14 protein-coding genes and 1 pseudogene are annotated in these 16,721 nt (G+C 59.3%); 9 read left to right on the top strand and 6 right to left on the bottom strand.

Going from position 1 to position 16,721, the window contains the following annotated elements; genetic code table 11:
• The first annotated feature begins 90 nt into the window (after positions 1-90).
• On the top strand, positions 91-1,569 hold the full coding sequence (gene tnpC, locus AC56QX_RS33815; RefSeq protein WP_095205361.1) for an IS66 family transposase: 1,479 nt from the start codon (positions 91-93) through the stop codon (positions 1,567-1,569).
• 658 nt (positions 1,570-2,227) lie between these two features.
• Here the strand turns inward: tnpC and AC56QX_RS33810 are convergent.
• A pseudogene (locus AC56QX_RS33810) lies at positions 2,228-3,383 on the bottom strand (IS30 family transposase).
• A 597-nt stretch (positions 3,384-3,980) separates the two neighbouring features.
• Between AC56QX_RS33810 and AC56QX_RS33805 the strand changes: the two are divergent.
• The 3 genes from AC56QX_RS33805 to AC56QX_RS33795 all read left to right on the top strand — a co-directional run bounded on the left by AC56QX_RS33805 (position 3,981) and on the right by AC56QX_RS33795 (position 7,513).
• Positions 3,981-4,208, top strand: coding sequence for a hypothetical protein (locus tag AC56QX_RS33805; RefSeq protein ID WP_497112876.1), 228 nt, complete (start codon positions 3,981-3,983; stop codon positions 4,206-4,208).
• A 659-nt stretch (positions 4,209-4,867) separates the two neighbouring features.
• Positions 4,868-5,628 (top strand): IS5 family transposase gene (locus AC56QX_RS33800; protein ID WP_497109867.1). Its coding sequence is split into 2 segments (ribosomal slippage): positions 4,868-5,195 and positions 5,195-5,628, totalling 762 coding nucleotides; the frame shifts between segments, so codons are not numbered across the junction.
• Between the two features lie 49 nt (positions 5,629-5,677).
• The gene (locus AC56QX_RS33795; protein WP_497112875.1) at positions 5,678-7,513 is read left to right on the top strand and encodes a hypothetical protein; all 1,836 of its coding nucleotides are present in this window, start codon (positions 5,678-5,680) and stop codon (positions 7,511-7,513) included.
• 651 nt (positions 7,514-8,164) lie between these two features.
• On the opposite strand, the gene AC56QX_RS33790 is transcribed toward AC56QX_RS33795, so the two are convergent.
• Complete coding sequence (locus AC56QX_RS33790) at positions 8,165-8,410, bottom strand: ArsR/SmtB family transcription factor (RefSeq protein ID WP_497118039.1); 246 nt, start codon at positions 8,408-8,410, stop codon at positions 8,165-8,167.
• A 103-nt stretch (positions 8,411-8,513) separates the two neighbouring features.
• Positions 8,514-8,837, bottom strand: coding sequence for a DUF982 domain-containing protein (locus AC56QX_RS33785; RefSeq protein ID WP_497112874.1), 324 nt, complete (start codon positions 8,835-8,837; stop codon positions 8,514-8,516).
• A 585-nt stretch (positions 8,838-9,422) separates the two neighbouring features.
• Between AC56QX_RS33785 and AC56QX_RS33780 the strand changes: the two genes are divergently transcribed.
• Entirely contained in the window at positions 9,423-9,635 is a 213-nt protein-coding gene (locus AC56QX_RS33780) for a hypothetical protein (protein ID WP_497112873.1), read from the top strand.
• A gap of 213 nt (positions 9,636-9,848) precedes the next feature.
• Here the strand turns inward: AC56QX_RS33780 and AC56QX_RS33775 are convergent, their stop codons facing one another.
• From AC56QX_RS33775 to AC56QX_RS33765, 3 genes are all read right to left on the bottom strand, one after another.
• On the bottom strand, positions 9,849-10,163 hold the full coding sequence (locus AC56QX_RS33775) for a hypothetical protein (RefSeq protein ID WP_497112872.1): 315 nt from the start codon (positions 10,161-10,163) through the stop codon (positions 9,849-9,851).
• 430 nt (positions 10,164-10,593) lie between these two features.
• The gene (locus AC56QX_RS33770; protein WP_497112871.1) at positions 10,594-11,223 is read right to left on the bottom strand and encodes a zinc ribbon domain-containing protein; all 630 of its coding nucleotides are present in this window, start codon (positions 11,221-11,223) and stop codon (positions 10,594-10,596) included.
• A 165-nt stretch (positions 11,224-11,388) separates the two neighbouring features.
• A complete protein-coding gene (locus AC56QX_RS33765) occupies positions 11,389-11,766 on the bottom strand; it encodes a hypothetical protein (protein ID WP_497112870.1) in 378 nt (125 codons plus the stop codon).
• A 257-nt stretch (positions 11,767-12,023) separates the two neighbouring features.
• Here AC56QX_RS33765 and AC56QX_RS33760 point away from each other — a divergent pair, with 257 nt between their 5' ends.
• The 4 genes from AC56QX_RS33760 to AC56QX_RS33745 all read left to right on the top strand — a co-directional run bounded on the left by AC56QX_RS33760 (position 12,024) and on the right by AC56QX_RS33745 (position 15,426).
• Positions 12,024-12,362 carry a hypothetical protein gene (locus AC56QX_RS33760; RefSeq protein WP_497112869.1) on the top strand — a complete coding sequence of 113 codons (339 nt, stop codon included), beginning with the start codon at positions 12,024-12,026 and terminating at the stop codon, positions 12,360-12,362.
• Positions 12,363-12,817: 455 nt separating this feature from the next.
• A complete protein-coding gene (locus AC56QX_RS33755; protein WP_497112868.1) occupies positions 12,818-13,156 on the top strand; it encodes an ArsR/SmtB family transcription factor in 339 nt (112 codons plus the stop codon).
• Between the two features lie 97 nt (positions 13,157-13,253).
• Entirely contained in the window at positions 13,254-13,520 is a 267-nt protein-coding gene (locus AC56QX_RS33750) for a hypothetical protein (RefSeq protein ID WP_497112867.1), read from the top strand.
• Between the two features lie 277 nt (positions 13,521-13,797).
• A complete protein-coding gene (locus AC56QX_RS33745; RefSeq protein WP_497112866.1) occupies positions 13,798-15,426 on the top strand; it encodes an IS1634 family transposase in 1,629 nt (542 codons plus the stop codon).
• Positions 15,427-16,721 lie beyond the last annotated feature (1,295 nt).

The following is a 16,721-nucleotide window of genomic DNA, read 5'->3' as shown; positions in this document are numbered from 1 at the left end:
CGCTCGCAAAGCATTGGAATGCATGATTGAATCGGCCTTGTGAGCAACCCGGCCGAGCCTCAGACCAACGATCCGATCGCGCTTCAGGCGATGCTCGCGGCGGAGCGCGCCGAGAACGAGCGGCTGCGCCAGATCATCAAGGAACTGCAGCGCCACCGCTTCGGCCGCAGGGCAGAGAGCCTGCCGGTCGACCAGCTGCTGCTGGGCCTGGAAGAGGCCGAGCAGATCGAGGCTGAAGGCTTCGCCGCGGAGGACACCGCCGATACTGCCAAGCGCGAGGCTCGCGCCAGGAAGCGCCGCGCCAACCGTGGATCACTGCCCGCGCATCTGCCGCGTATCGAGCAGATCATCGACATTCCCGACAAGATCTGCCCGTGCTGCAAGGGAATGCTGCATGTCATGGGCGAGGATCGCTCCGAGCGCCTCGACATCGTGCCGGCCCAATTCCGCGTCATCGTCACGCGCCGACCGAAATACGCCTGCCGGAGCTGCGAGGAGGTCGTGGTGCAGGCACCGGCTCCGCCACGGCTTGTCGAGGGCGGCATCCCGACTGAGGCGACCGTCGCCCATGTGCTGGTCTCCAAGTACGCCGACCATCTTCCCCTGTATCGCCAGGCGCAAATCTACGCCCGCCAAGGCGTGAACCTGGATCGCTCGACGCTTGCCGATTGGGTCGGCAAGGCGGCTTTCCTGCTCCGCCCCATCCACGAGCGGTTGTTCGAGCGGCTGAAGGCCTCCGGGAAGCTCTTCGCCGACGAGACCACGGCGCCGGTGCTCGATCCCGGGCGCGGCCGCACCAAGACGGGCCAGCTGTTCGCTTATGCTCGCGACGATCGCCCCTGGGGCGGGATCGCTCCACCTGGCGTCGCCTATCTCTATGCACCCGACCGCAAGGCCGAACAGCCACTGCGGCACCTTCAGGGCTTCGTCGGAATCCTGCAAGTCGACGGCTACGCCGGATACCGGGCGTTGGCCGAGCGCAATGCCGTGAGCCTGGCGTTCTGCTGGGCGCATGTCCGTCGACGCTTCTACGAACTGGCCCAGTCCGGGCCCGCGCCGATCGCCACGGAGGCGCTCCAGCGCATCGCCGAGCTCTACAAGATCGAGAACGAGATACGGGGACGCTCGCCCGAAGAGCGGCGCACCGCGCGCCAGGAGAGAAGCCGCCCCATCATCGATACCCTCCAGCCATGGCTGCGCGAGAAGCTCGCCCTGGTCAGCCAGAAGAGCAAGCTCGCTGAAGCAATCCGCTACCCGCTCTCGCGTTGGGCCGGACTTGGTCGCTTCCTCGACGACGGCCGCGTCGAGATCGACTCCAACGTCGTCGAACGCTCGATCAGGCCAATCGCCCTCAATCGGAAGAATGCGCTCTTCGCCGGTTCCGACGGCGGTGGCGAGCACTGGGCGACCATCGCCTCGCTCGTAGAAACCGCGAAACTCAACGGCGTCGACCCGTACGCCTACCTCGCCGACGTCATCACCCGCATCGTCGCAGGCCATCCGCAAAGCCAGCTCGACGACCTGCTGCCCTGGGCCTATGCCCCCGCGCCACTCAAGGCCGTGGCCTGAGAACAGCGGTTACTTCTAAACCATGTAGCTCTGGGACCTTGGCCTCTGAGCGGCCGAAGTCAAAAGCGCATGACCACGCTCGAGTTGCGGCGTTTGCGGGAGTTTGCGGAGCGGCCTCCGAGGGCGATAATGGATAATGACCTCCTGCAGGGTCTTCGAAGGTCAGCTGTCATGAATCAGTAAAGCAATCTCAACGACCGACATGAGGCGCATAGTTGTCCGGAGTTTTGAACCCGAAAGTAAACAGTGTTTGCTCGTGAGCGCTGATCTTCGCGCACCGCGCACCCCGAGAAATCCAATTTGCAGGCAACTCCTCAAAATGAGAGAATGGGTACTGCTTCCGTAGGTTTGCGGGCAGGTCAGTACGCGAGTGGCAGCGCTACTTCTCTCGCTTCTCAATCTTGAGGTTTGGGAGGTCGGGTCGCTTGGATTTTAAGCCGGCCTCCTTCAAGGCCGTGTATCCCACCTTTTGGAGGAGCTTCTCTGTTTTGGCGCGCTCCTTGTTGAGAGCGCTCTCACCTTTGGCCTTGGGCATCCATCCGTCCTCCCTTTGGTTGTTGTCGTTCGCCAGCAAATAAGATTGCAAGCGCTATCGCGCGCGATGTCAGCTTGAGGCTGTGGCAGAGACTACGTCAATGACCGAAATGAGGCGGTGGGTTCAGCCGGTCATCGCAACACCTTCTGTAGCCTATCGGCCGGCGTTTCGAAGTCCAGGGTTTTTCGGGGTCGCTGATTGAGCCGCAGGGCGACGGCGTTGAGTTGGGCCTGCGAGACATGGGAGAGGTTGGTTTCTCTCGGGAAGTACTGCCTGAGCAGACCATTGGTATTCTCGTTGCTGCCGCGCTGCCAGGGACTTCGCGGATCGCAGAAGTAGACCTGTAGATCGGTTGCAACGGTGAAGCTCTTGTGCCGAGCCATCTCCTTGCCCTGGTCCCACGTTAGCGAGCGCCGCAACTCTTCGGGCAATGTGCCGATCGTCTGGGCAAGGGCCGCCACGACGGTGGCCGAGTCCCTCCTCGCCACCTTTACAAGCATCGTGAACCGGCTGTGTCGCTCGACGAGGGTGGCGATGTGCGTGTCGTTCGCCCCGGTGAGCAGATCACCCTCCCAATGGCCTGGGATGGCGCGATCCTCAGCCTCGGCGGGGCGCTCGCGGATGGAGATCATATCGAGTATTTGTCCTTGCCCCGTCCGGCTCTGTGCGCCTTTGGCGAGCCGCATCTGTCGTTTGGTACGCAGGTGCGCTGTTAGTTCCTTCTTGAGCACCCCTCGCGACTGGATGAATAGACTGCGATAGATCGCTTCATGAGATATCCGCATGCTTGGATCGCCTGGGTACTCTCGCCTCAGCCAGCCCGCTATCTGCTCCGGGGACCATTGCAGCGCTAGCTTTTGCGCCACCCGCCATCGTAGCCGCCCAGAGCATGCCAGGCGACACTGCTTCGGGCGCAGCGCTCGCTCCCAAGCATACTTGTCGGCCCGGGTTGCACGATACGCTTGTGCACCGCCATTGCGCGAGATCTCGCGACATATTGTCGATGGGGATCGCCCGAGACTTCGTGCAATGGCGCGGATCGCAAGACCCGCCGCGATGCCGCGAGAGATCTCTTCGCGCTCCGCCAGCCCGAGCGCCAAGGCCGCTCTACGCCTAGCTGACGGAGCAATGCCGCGCGTAAGGATACGATCCGCTGAACGCCGGTCTTGTTCCGGCGGTCAAGTGCCCGCGAGATCGACGAAATGCTCTGACCTCGCTTCCATCGCTCCCAAAGCTCGACCTTCTGCGCTGACGTAAACCAGATCCGTGATGTCACCATGCAACACCTCTTCATCCTATCAGATTAAAGCGTGTTGCGACGACCGGTTGAACCCACCGGTCGAGAGTTGCCGTTCCGGCCAGAAGCTCGCCCGTTCAATGGATGGGCAAACGCGCCGATGTCCTGCATGGATTAATGTAGCACAACGTCAGCGAGTGCAGCCCGCCAGATACTAGGCATCTCTAAATGATCGATGGGGAAGCTGACCTAACAAAGCATCAGTGATTGACTGGCGTTTGCGGAGCAGGCTGCTTCGTGGGAGTTTTGACGCACACTGGTCCGCCGCTTCCGGGAAAAGCACAGTCCCAATCCGGTCCGAAGCCAAAATTTCCTTGCGTTTGTATCGCTCGGGTTTGCATCGGAAAAATCGACAACGCAATAATTGCGACAATCACCAACACCAACACCAACAGAATGCCCGTTGCGTCCCCTGGTCGCAGTGTGAGCCAATAGATCTCGCGTCCAAGTACCTTCATGTCGATCCCGCAAACCGAAACCACAATTATATAGCTGGGACTTGCCGAACTATCCTTCAAGAAAGTATATCGAATTTGAACGTCCGCAACGGTCGTCAGGCAACCGAGGAGACAGTCTGCAATGCCCAAAGGTCTCTATCGCTATAGTGGCGATGCCGTGATGGTTCTTTACGAGCAAAACTCAATGATTTTGGCGAACAGCGACTATGTGGAAAGAGGCTACAAGCCAGACCTCGACAAGTTGCCCAGCCATTCAGAGTGGGTGGCATGGCATCGTGCTAACGGAAGTGAAGGCCAGACGCATGCGGAATGGTTGGCATGGCGCGAGGCCCACGGAGTTGACCACTAGTCCGAGGCTTAGGACTCTGCCCTCTGCACCCATCCCCTGCCGAAACATAAACGCTGTCGCCATGGATGCGGCAGAGGTAGGTAGGCGGCACGGCACTTGTGATCCATCGATGTCAGGTTGAGTTGATTATCTGCTGAGAGTCGACTCCGGCCATTCGAGACAGTTCAGTGGGCCGTAAAATCCACGGCCGAAATGCGTTGATTAATGTAGCACAACGTCAACATGGCTGACCCGCCGGATTTCACCCGATTGGCAAGCGGGCCCACTCGATCCGCTCCGGCGCCGGTCGAGATCTGAGGGGAGAAGCGGTGGTTTGGCGAGGTGAGTAGAATGCTCGGGGTCATCCTAACGTGTTGTTCACCAATCCTAGAACGGTCTCGGTGGGAATAAATATGCGGCCTTGCTAATCTGTACTTTGCATGATCACGTTATCGCAATAATCCGACCTGGCATTTCGATTTATCGACGCCCAGTGACCGACGCAGCCCCTGATTGCGTACGATCAAAAGGCAACGCATTTTTCCGCTACGGTATCCGCAGGGGATGGTCCCTTTCTGGCGCCACAGAGCGAGCACCACTAGGCTGTAGTGACAAATTAACGACTTGGGATTCCCATCGCGAGGCAAATCAGATTCAAGGCTGACTTTTGGAGGTCGGCTTTGGAAGGTGAGGTTCTACGCGACGATCAGTGGGAGCAGATCAAGCCTTTTGTGCCGGGTGGGCGCAAGGGCAAGCGGGGTCCGCGTAGCGATGGTCGGCGCTTCTTCGATGCGCTTTTATGGATCGCTCGGTCAGGCGCGCGCTGGCGCGACCTGCCGGAGCGGTTCGGCCCGTATCAGAGGGCAAAGCGACGTTACTACCGCTGGATCGAAGCGGGCGTGTTCGACCGGCTGTTCGAAGCCATCAGCAGGCATCCAGATATGGAATGGCTGATGATCGACGCGACCGTTATCCGCGCTCAGGCCCAGGCTGCTGGAGCCCGGCGTAAAAGGGGGGATCTGAAGCCCAGGCTCTCGGCCGCTCGCGTGGTGGGTTCGGCACCAAGCTCCATGCCGTCGTAGATGCGCTCGGCCTACCGGTCCGCTTCGAGATCGGCCCCGGCCAGCAAAACGACATGGCAGCGGCCTGCGGTCTGATCGAGGGGATTGCAGCAGGCCAAGTGATCGCCGACCGCGCTTATGATGCCGATCGACTGCATGATGTGATCCTCGACCAAGGCGGTGAACCGGTCATCCCGCCGCGGCGCCATCGCAGATACCAACACAGCTATGACAAGATCGCCTACAAAAACCGCTGGGGCATCGAGGCCTTCTTTGCAAAGCTCAAGCAGTGGCGGCGCATCGCAACGCGCTACGACAAAATCGCCGCCAACTTCCTCGGCTTCGTCAAGCTCGCAGCCATCATGCTCTGGCTCAAATGATTAAATTGTCACTACAGCCTAATCACTTTCACGCAGCTGGAGTTATCTTATGACTTCAACGCTTGAGCTCCAGGTTAGCGCCAAAAAGTTCACCGGCCAGGTGCTCCAGACGCTGCTCGCGACACCGCGCCCGCTACCGGACCCCTACCTTGGCATGCAGCTACAGCGGGTGCGCTACCGCGGCGCGAGCCTCCGCCGCGACGTGATGGCGTCCTACCAACTATTGCATGTCAACGCCGGCCACGACCAAGGTCCCGGCTACAACGAAATCACCGCGCGACAGACGCAGCTGGCTGTCGACGTTACTGTCGATATAACGGCCGAAGCCAACATCGCAGCAAACCCGAACCGCCTCGCCACTCCGGATGTCACCATCGACGGCACGCTCATCTTCGACCTCGAGGTAAAGCAATCTTCGATTGGCGTGCTGGCGCTTGAGACGAGATTCCGCGACCTCCAGGTCGGCATCGCGTTCCCGTCGATCGCGGGCGTCGTCGACTCAAAGCAATGGGCGATGGACAAGCTGAAAGCGCTTCTCAACCTGAAGCCTCTCAAGTTGGATCTCTCGGACACGCTCGCCAAGGGCCTGCAGTTCTGGAATCAGGGGATCGCCCTCGACGCGACGGGCACCGCTCTTGTCATCCGCGCCGAGGTGGCCGACGACGGCAACGCCTATCGCTGGACCGACTTCTACAACGGCGTGATCACGGTGAGGCTCGGCGGCGCCGACTGGGCCGTTGTCGCACTTCCAAAGGACCTGAGCCTCACGATCCAGACGCAGATCTGGGGGCGGCTCACGCAGGCGCTCGGCCAGTATCGGGTGCGCACCGTCGATGTGCAGTATTCCGGCCACGGCGATCGCGCCTCCTTCACGATCACGCCGTATCTTAATGTGTGGGAGGACGGCGTCGAGGTGCTTGGCAACGTCGTCTCGGCCTCGTTCGGTATCTCGGTGGGATACGAGGCCGGCAAGGTAATAGTCGAAATCGACGCCTCCGCGGCCGACGACCTTGCCGACGGGATTCGGGCCGTGATCGCCGGCCTCGTCGCAGCGTTCGTCCCGCTCGTCGGTTGGCTGGCGGCGATAGTGCTCAACGAGGTGCTCGGCGTGCTGCTCGACGAGGTGTCCCACACCATCGCCGAGATCGCCTCCGGGATCGACGGTCTCCCGGAGGGTACGACGGTCGAGGAAATCGAACGCTTTAAGTACCGCGCCCGCATTCCGTTCACAGCACCGAGGGCGCTCCCTGGCGCGATCACGACGTTCTCGGCCGATGCCGAAGCGATGACCGTCGGCGGCTCATGGAGCGTGACGAACCTAAGCCCCGGAGAGTTGAAGGTGACAGCGTCGCGGTTTGCTCGAAATGCTCCGTTCGTGTCGTGCGGCGTGCTGGGCTACTCCACGCTCAAGGCATTCGACGACGACCCCGCCAGCTCGATCAGCATGCATGCCGAGGCTGGGCTGACGTCGACCGGCACGGCGCCCGTATCGGTCGACAAGGTCATTCCCGTGCGCATGCCCGCCACGGACGGCAGCACTGGGCTCACCTTCGTCCCCGGCGATAGCGCGCTGCCCTCGAAGCTCGAGCTCGACGGGCCAGGCTCGCTACAGCTCGCCGAACCGATCGTGGTCGAGGTCCGTACCAGCATCGGTGTGGTGCGGCTGAAGTTCGACCAGATCGCCAGCACAGTGATTACCTTGCCGGAACTGAAGCGGCTGCGATCGCAGATCAAGGCGAACCTGGCCTACTGCGACGCCGAGGAGCTACCGATCTGGTGGCTCAAGAAGCACGATCTGATTCCGGGAGGCCCCGACCTCACGGCCGAGGAGATTAAGGCGAAGCTTCAGGAGGAGACCGTCACCACCATCCCCGCCTTCAACTGATCCCCCCTGGTTGCGGCGCAGGGTGTCGTCTCGCACCATAATTCCGTTGCGGCCGCACTCTTTGGAATGGGGGAATCCCCGGGGGCATCCATTGCATGCAACCCGCCCCAACGTCCGCTCAGAGGTCGTTTGCTGATCGGCAGTTATCCGCCGCTCAGAGCCGGACTGTCTGGATATCCGCCCCACGAATAATGGGGTGAGCGATCTGTCCGCGCTTTCCTGCCTCGATCAACGCTCGCTGTTTAATTTGCCACAATGTCAGCGTGGTAACTCTACCAGGCGAACAGTTGGCAATCTAAGTGCGATGAAGTCCTTGATCCTTGGGAATGAGGGTATCCGACAATCGGTAGATCACGTCCAAGTAAATTTAAGTCAACAATCATGTAAGAACGAGACTCAGGTCGCTATAAGAAAATGCATCCATCAGAAACAAGAAAAAATGTCGAACACTCAGGATGGCCTTTTACAAAATGCAGAAATGATTCGGTGGAATCGGGACCGTATCCAATAGTAATGCTACAGGGGACAGATATAATAACGTGGCCAGCAGAAAACAGCTTTACCAAGATGATTTCGTTATTGGGGTCATATCGTCTGTAAGAGAGTAGAATCTCTGCCTGACAGAAAGATCGTCCAACACTAGGAGGCGTGCTAACGGGTTTTTGAATTGCCTGGATATTTCAAGGCGGCACCGAATGGAGGCAGTACCTGCTGCTCTACGAGAAACTGCATGACTTTGAGGACAGGGGCGGTGCACGAGTAATAAATTCTTTGCCCATCATGCCTCGTGGTGACCAAGTCAAAGCTGCGCATTATGGCAAGATGCTGAGACAGGGCGGACCTGCTCAATCCAACCCTGCCCGCCAGAGCGCCAAGCGATATTTCGCCCCTTGCCATAATCATGAGGCAGATAAGCCGCTTCTCACTGGCCATAGCGTCAAGAAATTTCGCTGGTGCCGCATAGCTCTCATCAAGCCGATGGTCGACCTTCACGGTAGACCTAACTGTCAGCGAAAACCTCGGACCGCACATCGTCGGCTGTCATCCACTCTTCTGCCGCGCGTGCAACCGCGAGTTCGATTGCGTCCGGCGCAAGAATTCCGTGGGCCAGGGCAAAGGCTTCAAAGGCAACGCGAGCCGCCTCAACGTCCTCCTTCCGGGCAAGTGCGGATTGGCAAAGCGCAACTGTCGCCGTGTACTTCGGGCTGTGCCGACCCGTCCATTCATCAAGGACATGACGGGCTTCCTGCACAGACGACACAGCATGGGGAAAGCCAAGTCCCACGAACACGTGAACAGGGCGGTTGAAGCGCTGAGCGGACATCGTTTGCGGCTCCGTTGCATTGGACGGTGGCCCGACTACCAAGTCTAGCGTTTGAAGGCGCATCTGGGCAGTCGGGCCGGGGACCATTGCTGGCGCTCGAATAGTCTCGTGCTCTCAGCAACGATACAAGTAAGTCTTACGGACTGCGCGTACCCTCCGAACGTAGAGTAGCCGCGACACCGGCAGCGTCTACGTGGCGATCCTCGACGCTATCGTTCGATCACGAGGAGCGAGGGAGAGGCTTCGGCGGTGTAGGACAGCGGTCGACGAGAACGCACGCTGGTGGGGCTGCTAGCCGGCCAACGCATGCAATGCCGCGCCGGAGTGCAGCCCAAGGGAACGCAACGCAGGCATCCGGCGTTTAAGAAGATGCTAATCGAAGTGGGGGCTATGGATGAGCTCTCTTCGTGAAAAGCCTACTCTAGCGCTCCACACAGAAACGGAACGCTATGCCCGTCTCGAAAAGAACGCCCGTCTGAGGGATCTACGATCTCATGCGTCTTGGTTAGTATTCGATCCTCATGCTCCATTTCATGATGAGATCGATTGCTCAGCCATGTTGGAAGAGAAAAGACATCCCACTTTATGAGCCCGATACCAGCCCGACCGGCTACGGCAAGGCCAAAGGTGGATGATGACGGCAAGCTGGCCACAACCTATATTTTCAACGTGTTCGAGGCGTCGCACTGGCGCACCGTGCTGACGACCGAGGATAGGGCTAAGGCTCTGGCGAAGGCAAAGGAGATCGGCGACAAGGTCAGGGTCCAGACGGTCACGCCAAAGGTGCAGCGGCGCTGAAGGATGCGCGCAAGCTTCGCCCCCGCAAGGGCGCGCTTGACGATTTCGGCGGCGTAGGAGAGCGGCCAGCGGAAACGCGCGCTGGTGGGGCGGCCGCGACCGGCGATTATGCCTCTGACAAACCCGGCCCTCAGCCTTGCGGTAACCCTGTAGTTGACAGGCCCGCCATGCCCGCCCAGATTGCAGGGGGATAGGGTATGGGCAAATGGACAATCAATCTTGGAAAACGGCGGTTGAACTCGACGCAGCAGGCGGCAGCCCGTTCGTTCGTGTGATCGAAAACGGCGTCATACACATCAAGGCATTCAGCGCGCAGTCTGAGGCCGCAGCCTTCGCGCAAAGCGAGAGGGCGCGACTAGGTGTTGCGCCGTTGATTACGGAAAGCAGGAGCGGCCTGTCATAGCGGAGGACCAGTCGGGCTTTGGAGAGTGCGGCCGGCGACACGTCTACCTCTTTCGCGGCGAAAGAAGTTGCGAGGCGACGCTCGCGCAATGGCACAAGGCGGATGAGTGATTTGATCAGTCTCATGGTTTCTCCCGCCCCGCAGCGCTTTGCTAACCTGCTTCAGCATCTTCCTTTGCCAAGCGTCTCGGCGCCATGGCGGCACGACGAGAGCCTTGCTCTGCTCAGTCATGATCTTTTGCCAGTCTGCAACGGTCGAATCCTATCGATGAGACCCATGCCCGGGGGGCGGCTTGTAAATCGGGATCCGTCTACTGCGGTATTGACGATATTTGGGCGAGCCGTGCTGATCGCGCTCCTACACGTCCTTAAGAGTCGTTCGAATGTCGCCTGAGCCCAAGTTGTCGCGTCTTAAAACTGGGATATTGGTCAAGTCCCGCTCCCCTAAGCGGGATGGATTACTCACTTATTGGCGACTAGGTCAATCCTTTACACCCGCTCGCCTTCTACGACCGTGACTTGCGCCTTGGGAACTGCTCACGTCTTCGTCTTAACGCTACCCGACGTTCTTTGTTGACATTGCCCGCCGCTTTGAAGGTGCCTTGCTATGCTCTATCTCTGGACTTTTACTGCCGGCGCTATCGCCGGAGGTATCGGCGCGTGCGGGCGTATGATCGCCCTTGGTATCCTGCACCTTGTTGCGTAGATCCGGCTCCTCGGTTACCTCTAGATGTGCGACTGCTTGATCAACAAGTTTGTTGACATCAACAGATACGTCCACGTTAAATTGGCAGTGGTTTAGGGCGAGCATAAGAACCAGTAGAACCGCGCCGAAAAAGCCGCGGCCTTTCCCTCTCATTGTTTTGACAAGCAAGCCTAGTTTTGGATCTATCTCGGCGGCCTGTTTTTCTAATGCGTCTTCTGAGATTTCCCTCAGTTGTGCCCGAGCCATCAGCGCGGCGAATTGCTCGAGGGCAACCTTTGGCAATTGCGAGGCTTTAAGCTCGTTTAATACGCCGTCTACAACGTCAAATACCCCGCTGGCGATGTCAGCCATATGCCCGCAACGAGGGCAACTTTCTCTGTTTCCCTGAAGAGTGATGCCCCGCACGTCGCCGCCAATCTTTATTCCCTGTGACGCGAAAATATTTCCGCAATTTCGACAGTAGACCGGAATATCAACCATTATCATCCTCAACCAAGCGGCTGCGATAGCTTCTTCTCGCCTACTGCAGACTATGCCTGCTTTTTATAAGCGCTGCTTCTCCGTTTTTATTGGATTCACAACAATGACTATCCAACTCGCCACCGCGCGACCGCACAGCCATGAAGTAAAGCCGTGGGGCCCTTTTCATTTTAGGAGGCCGGACTTCCGAATCTCCGCGAGCAAACTCGCTGCCAATTCGCGATAGCTGACGCGGACCTGCTTTGCCATCGGCAGGAAGGCCCATGCCGTTAATTCGGCAATCTGCTGCTCGCTGCTGGCTATCGGCGCGGACCTAAGTTGTCCGTCCTTGCCCAACAGGATTGCCACGGTGCCATCTTCATCAAACCCAATAGCGGCGATCCTTTGAAAGAGTGCATCGTCATCCACGCGGACATCAAATAAGACCAATCCGTCAGTTTTCTCCGCGACGTCACTCACTCGATCGGAAAACGGACGATTCATACCGCTCCCATTGGCCAGCGACTGCTCCAATAAGACCAGTTCGACCTCTTGCGGCTTCATGTCGGGAGTATGAGCGAGCGCTCATAGTCAGCAATCCTGCCAGAGCCTTTCACACAGGAAATATCATGTTCACACAACGCGCCAAGGCGCGAACGCGGAGCCGTGTCCAGAGTGGTACACCCGAGCGGTCGCGCACCGCTCTGGTCCGTCAATGGTACTAGCGGCGTGCTTGCTGCTTTTTAACGTTATGGCGACGGACCGCCCAAATCGATAGGGCCAGCCGTGGAGACCGGTCTGATAGCCAGTGCTTTCACCGCATGGCCTTTTTGAAAACTGTGAAACATGGGGTGCGGGCTTCCTCCTTATTGATGATGCTGTGTTTCGGCTGGCAGTTGTATGCTCGCAAAAAGGTTCGGGTGCCGCGGGAGGGTGCCATGCGACAATTGCCATTCGACATTGATGCAGATTCCGTGATTGAAGTCGGCCGATATCTGGATGATCACGCGAAGAGCACCGCAGTTTCGATGTCTGAGGCGCTCCGTGTAATCAGGCGTCGCGTCAACATTGCGCGCGTCGGCGACAGCCGCTTGGAGGAACTGATCGTAGAAAGCGCCGCAACCAGAAAGCTTGCTCTCTTGTTGGACAACCATAATTAAATGGGCGCTTGGCCGGGCAAGTCAATCGCCGTTGACCCCAGTCAAAGGCAGGCGTCACCTTCGCAGCCCGAACAGCCACGGGCGGGCGCTAGGCCGCGCGGGACGCTTCGGCGGTGTATATAGGGGGAGCGGCAAAGGAAAACGCTTGCTGGCGAGGCAGCAGACGCCGCGCTGGGGCGGCGGGCCTGGTGGGTCATCTTTCGATAGGAAATTGGGGGAGGCCCGACCAGTCTTCAATTTGACGAAGGATTCCCGGCCGGACCTGAACCGACCATTGGGAGGATCGGTATTGGATGGAATTTACCACTCGATTTCCTGCTCTCAACGACCGAATTCTCACGGACTTGTGAGGTGATAACCCCAGCCTCCGGTACGTTCGGAGCCATGTTAGCGCTCGCTGATTAAATTGCGGTCTGGTAAAAACCGGGTCTCAAAATGACACTTCGCGGGGGCTTATGGTCTCAAAAAAGTTGGTAGCCAACGCCGAGCATGTGGCTGATTTTCTGGCAGCGCTAGCCAGCCCGTGGCGGCTGTTGATCATATGCCACTTGGCCAATGTCGGCGAAATGTCGGTCGGCGCCCTCGGCGAAAAGCTGATGATAAGCCAATCATCCCTTTCACAGCATTTATGCAAGCTGCGCACGCTCGGTCTGGTAGAGACACGACGAGATAGCCAGTTCATCCACTATTCCTGCAAATCCGAAGCAGCACGAGAAATCCTGTCGGTTCTGGAGGGGATGTACGGCGACGGCGCTCCAGAGATGGAGCGGAGGCCCTTGTCTAAGGTAGGGTAGCGCCGCCTCAGAACGCAATCTGAAGCTGGTGGCAGTCGAGACTGAAGCAGGAATAACATAATCCTCCGTTGCGGCGACCCCTTCGACGGAGATCGCCATGCCTCTCAAGAGCCTTGCCGACACCCTGGCCGCCCGCGAACGCATCTATGATCTTGTCGGGACCGCGCCCAACCCCGGCCCCAGCGACACATGCGACCTTGAACTCGACGACAGTGACGACGAGCCGAACGGCGACGAGCGCGACCCTTCAGCGACTCCGGCCAAGGCGGCCACTGGTGCGAAGACGTCGAGGAAGAGAACGAGCACGGCGGCGACATACTACCGGGCGAGCACGACGCCCAGGGCGACGCAGAGCCGTCGCTAGGCTGGGGCAACGTCACCGGACAGACCGGTGTCGGCGTGGAAAGATGGGGAAGTGCCGATGCTGACACCGGCTTCGACAATGGCCTAGGCTTCACCGGTGACGGTCACGCCAAGCCCGACTTGAACAGTTGGAGGTGAACGGATGGCGAACGCTGTCAGTTAAGCTATTGAATTCACTTGCCTTGAATTTCCGGCGCGAAAATGTGTGGTAACAACATTTGTGCTGTTATCGTGGTTCTGTATGGATTTGACGGCATTTATTCGCTAACAACGCTGGCATGTTTGTCGTTGAGAGAGTCGCGCGCGGCCACCGCTATCTCTACCTCGTGGAAAGTGTCCGCGACGGCAAAACCGTTCGCCAGCGCACGATAAAGGCGCTGGGCCGCAAGGATGCGCTGGTTGCCAGCGGCGAACTTGACAGATTGGCGGCCTCGATTGCGCGCCATGGCGAACGCAGCCTCATCCTGTCCGACATTGACGCGGGGCGGATTGCCTCTCGCCGCATTGGCGGTCCGCTGTTGTTCGGGCGGCTGTGGCAGCGGCTCGGGATCGGCGATGTGCTGGAAGAGGTGCTGGAGGGGCGCCAGTTCGGCTTTGCGGTGGAACGGGCGGTGTTCATTGGCACGTTGCATCGGCTGTTCGTGTCCGGCTCGGACCGCGACTGCGCGAACTGGATGGCCGATTATGGTATCGAGGGCGCCGAGGGTCTGGCGCTCCATCACTTTTACCGGGCCATGGCGTGGCTGGGCGAGGAACTCGGCGAAAAGGCGCAAGGCGCGCTGGTGGCGCGCTGCGTGAAAGACGTGATCGAGGAAAAGCTCTTCGCGCGCCGGCAGGACCTGTTCACCGACCTCAGCCTTGTGTTCATGGACACAACCTCGTTGTCCTTCCATGGCGCGGGCGGCGAGACGCTGGGCAAGCGCGGGCATTCCAAGGACTTCCGCCCCGATCTGGCGCAAATGATCCTGGCGCTGGTCGTTGATGCCGAGGGCCGGCCGATCTGCACCGAGATGGTGCCCGGCAACACCGCTGACGTGACCGTCCTGTTGCCGGTGGTCGATCGGCTGCGAACGCGCTTCGGCGTCACACGCGCCTGCGTTGTCGCCGATCGCGGCATGATCAGCGCCGATACCATCGCCGCGCTCGAAAAGCTGGGCATGGAATACATTCTGGGGGCCCGCGAACGCTCGAGCAGCGTGATCCACAACGTCGTGCTCAATGACGCGGCACCGATGGTTCCGCTCGTTCTCGAGCGCCAGCGCGGTGAAACTCAGTTGTGGGTCAAAGAGGTCAAGGTCGGTAAAGACCGCTACATTGTCAGCCGCAATGACGCCGAGGCCGAGAAGGACAAGGCCGACCGCCAGGCGATCATCGCCGGCCTCGAGGCACAGCTCAAGAAGGGCGACAAGGCACTGGTCGGCAACTCGGCCTACCGGCGTTACCTCAAGGCCAGCGGCAAGAACTTCAAGATCGATGTCGGCAAGCTTGCCGAGGAAGCCCGGTACGACGGCCTCACCGTGGTGCGGACCAACGCGAAGGTGACCCCGCTCCAGGCCGTGCTGCGGTATCGCGATTTGCTCGAGGTCGAGAGCCTGTTCCGCGCCGCCAAGGCAACCTTCAATACCCGGCCGATCTTCCACCAATCCGATGCCGCCATCCGCGGGCATGTGTTTTGCTCGTTCCTGGCGCTCGTGCTCAGCAAGGAACTGCGCCGCCTCTGCCGGGCCAAAGGCCTGACGCCCGAATGGCAGCCGCTCCTACGCGATCTCGACCGCCTCCAGGAAGCCACCATAGAAAAGGATGGTCGCATCATCACCACCAGAACCCACGTTACGGGCCAAGTGGGCAACGTCTTCAAGGCATCTGGCATCGCTCTGCCACACAACCTCGACGAACAACTCGCCTGAGATCATCCCCAAAATGTAGTGGTAACACGCGCCGGCGCGCGCCTAACGTGCTGATATAATAACATATTCTTACAGGCGGTGTTTAAGTGGGGCCAAAGGCGGGAGATGCTTCGCGGCATCGGCCGTCGCCGCGATCCAGACGAGTTGACGATCATCGCGCCGGGCATAGCGAGGATAGGACGATGAGTGCTGTACAGACGCTTGATGATCTGTAGGCGAACGCGAAACACCTGCACGATCTGCTCGACGTCATCTGTGATCGTGTTTTCGGCAACGTCGACCACAACCGCGACCAAGCCGTCGATTCCATGCTCTGGATTGCGCGCGATCTCGCGGAGAAGATGGCGGGCGAAACCCAGGGACCGTGAAAATCCGCCAACGTTGGCGCTTTTGGCCCACTGCCGACGGTGGCGGGCTTTCCTTATCTTGTGGCAGAAAAGTCACGGAGCTTGAATATGCAGAGCTTCAACCTGCGCGAGCTTATTATCCAGGTAAGCGGGGCGTACCGTTAATTCACGGGCAAAGGGGGCCCCGTCCTCCCGAACTAGCGCCCGCTGCCTTACGGTGGCGGGCACTTTTAGGGGCAAGTACGGAACAAAGAGACCGGCGCCGAGGTTTCTTTGATATGGCAAACAAGATCAAAGATCCGCCACCGAAGCACGACCCTGAGACGACGCCAGTCCGTTGTCCCGACAAGGACGGTTCGCCAGAGCCCCAGCACGTCGATCCGCCACCGCGGGACGTGCGCGAGGCGCCGTCACCAAATCTAAACGGGGATAAGAAATCCTGATCGCCGGTATGCTCGACGGGCCAGCTGCCTCATGGTGGCGGGCTTTTCTCCGCGTGCTCAGCTGCCCTGATGCCGCGGTCGATCTTGGCAGTGAGAACGAACATAAAGATTCCCAGCGCCTCAGCAAACTCAACTGACTGCTTTGCTTCGTCGGACGAAACGTGGGGTCGCTTTTCGTCCGCATGCCTTGGGCGATTAGAGCCCAGCCTTACGGAATGCGCCCACTTGGCCATGCCCTCAGTGAGGAGGTTTTTCTTCAATGCCTCATCGATGCGCGTACAGGCTGCCTTCCGTAAGCCCATGTTTCTTCAGCATGGCGTCGACGGCACTGCCGGCCATCACCGCTGCGGCGTCTAGGCATGGATAGTCTCAAAAGTTTGCTGGAGGAATGTCCGGGCGGGCCCTGGGATATCTTCCTGCGCGATCTTAGCATCGGGAAAGATCGCGGTCGCTCGCATTTGACCGTCCTTTTCATAGCGCATTTGCATCGAGATAACACCTGAGC

The sequence above is a fragment of the Mesorhizobium sp. RCAM 06353 genome, from assembly GCF_059683585.1.
The sequence above is the reverse complement of the archived record's forward strand: the minus strand, read 5'-3'. Positions and strand labels throughout refer to the sequence as shown.

Excerpts from the sequence above, each read along its gene's own strand:
- tnpC (WP_095205361.1), top strand. The coding sequence starts at position 91 with ATGCTCGCGGCGGAGCGCGCCGAGAACGAGCGGCTGCGCCAGATCATC.
- AC56QX_RS33805 (WP_497112876.1), top strand. The coding sequence starts at position 3,981 with ATGCCCAAAGGTCTCTATCGCTATAGTGGCGATGCCGTGATGGTTCTT.
- AC56QX_RS33795 (WP_497112875.1), top strand. The coding sequence starts at position 5,678 with ATGACTTCAACGCTTGAGCTCCAGGTTAGCGCCAAAAAGTTCACCGGC.
- AC56QX_RS33790 (WP_497118039.1), bottom strand. The coding sequence starts at position 8,410 with ATGGCAAGGGGCGAAATATCGCTTGGCGCTCTGGCGGGCAGGGTTGGA.
- AC56QX_RS33785 (WP_497112874.1), bottom strand. The coding sequence starts at position 8,837 with ATGTCCGCTCAGCGCTTCAACCGCCCTGTTCACGTGTTCGTGGGACTT.
- AC56QX_RS33780 (WP_497112873.1), top strand. The coding sequence starts at position 9,423 with ATGAGCCCGATACCAGCCCGACCGGCTACGGCAAGGCCAAAGGTGGAT.
- AC56QX_RS33775 (WP_497112872.1), bottom strand. The coding sequence starts at position 10,163 with ATGAGACTGATCAAATCACTCATCCGCCTTGTGCCATTGCGCGAGCGT.
- AC56QX_RS33770 (WP_497112871.1), bottom strand. The coding sequence starts at position 11,223 with ATGGTTGATATTCCGGTCTACTGTCGAAATTGCGGAAATATTTTCGCG.
- AC56QX_RS33765 (WP_497112870.1), bottom strand. The coding sequence starts at position 11,766 with ATGAAGCCGCAAGAGGTCGAACTGGTCTTATTGGAGCAGTCGCTGGCC.
- AC56QX_RS33760 (WP_497112869.1), top strand. The coding sequence starts at position 12,024 with ATGGCCTTTTTGAAAACTGTGAAACATGGGGTGCGGGCTTCCTCCTTA.
- AC56QX_RS33755 (WP_497112868.1), top strand. The coding sequence starts at position 12,818 with ATGGTCTCAAAAAAGTTGGTAGCCAACGCCGAGCATGTGGCTGATTTT.
- AC56QX_RS33750 (WP_497112867.1), top strand. The coding sequence starts at position 13,254 with ATGCCTCTCAAGAGCCTTGCCGACACCCTGGCCGCCCGCGAACGCATC.
- AC56QX_RS33745 (WP_497112866.1), top strand. The coding sequence starts at position 13,798 with ATGTTTGTCGTTGAGAGAGTCGCGCGCGGCCACCGCTATCTCTACCTC.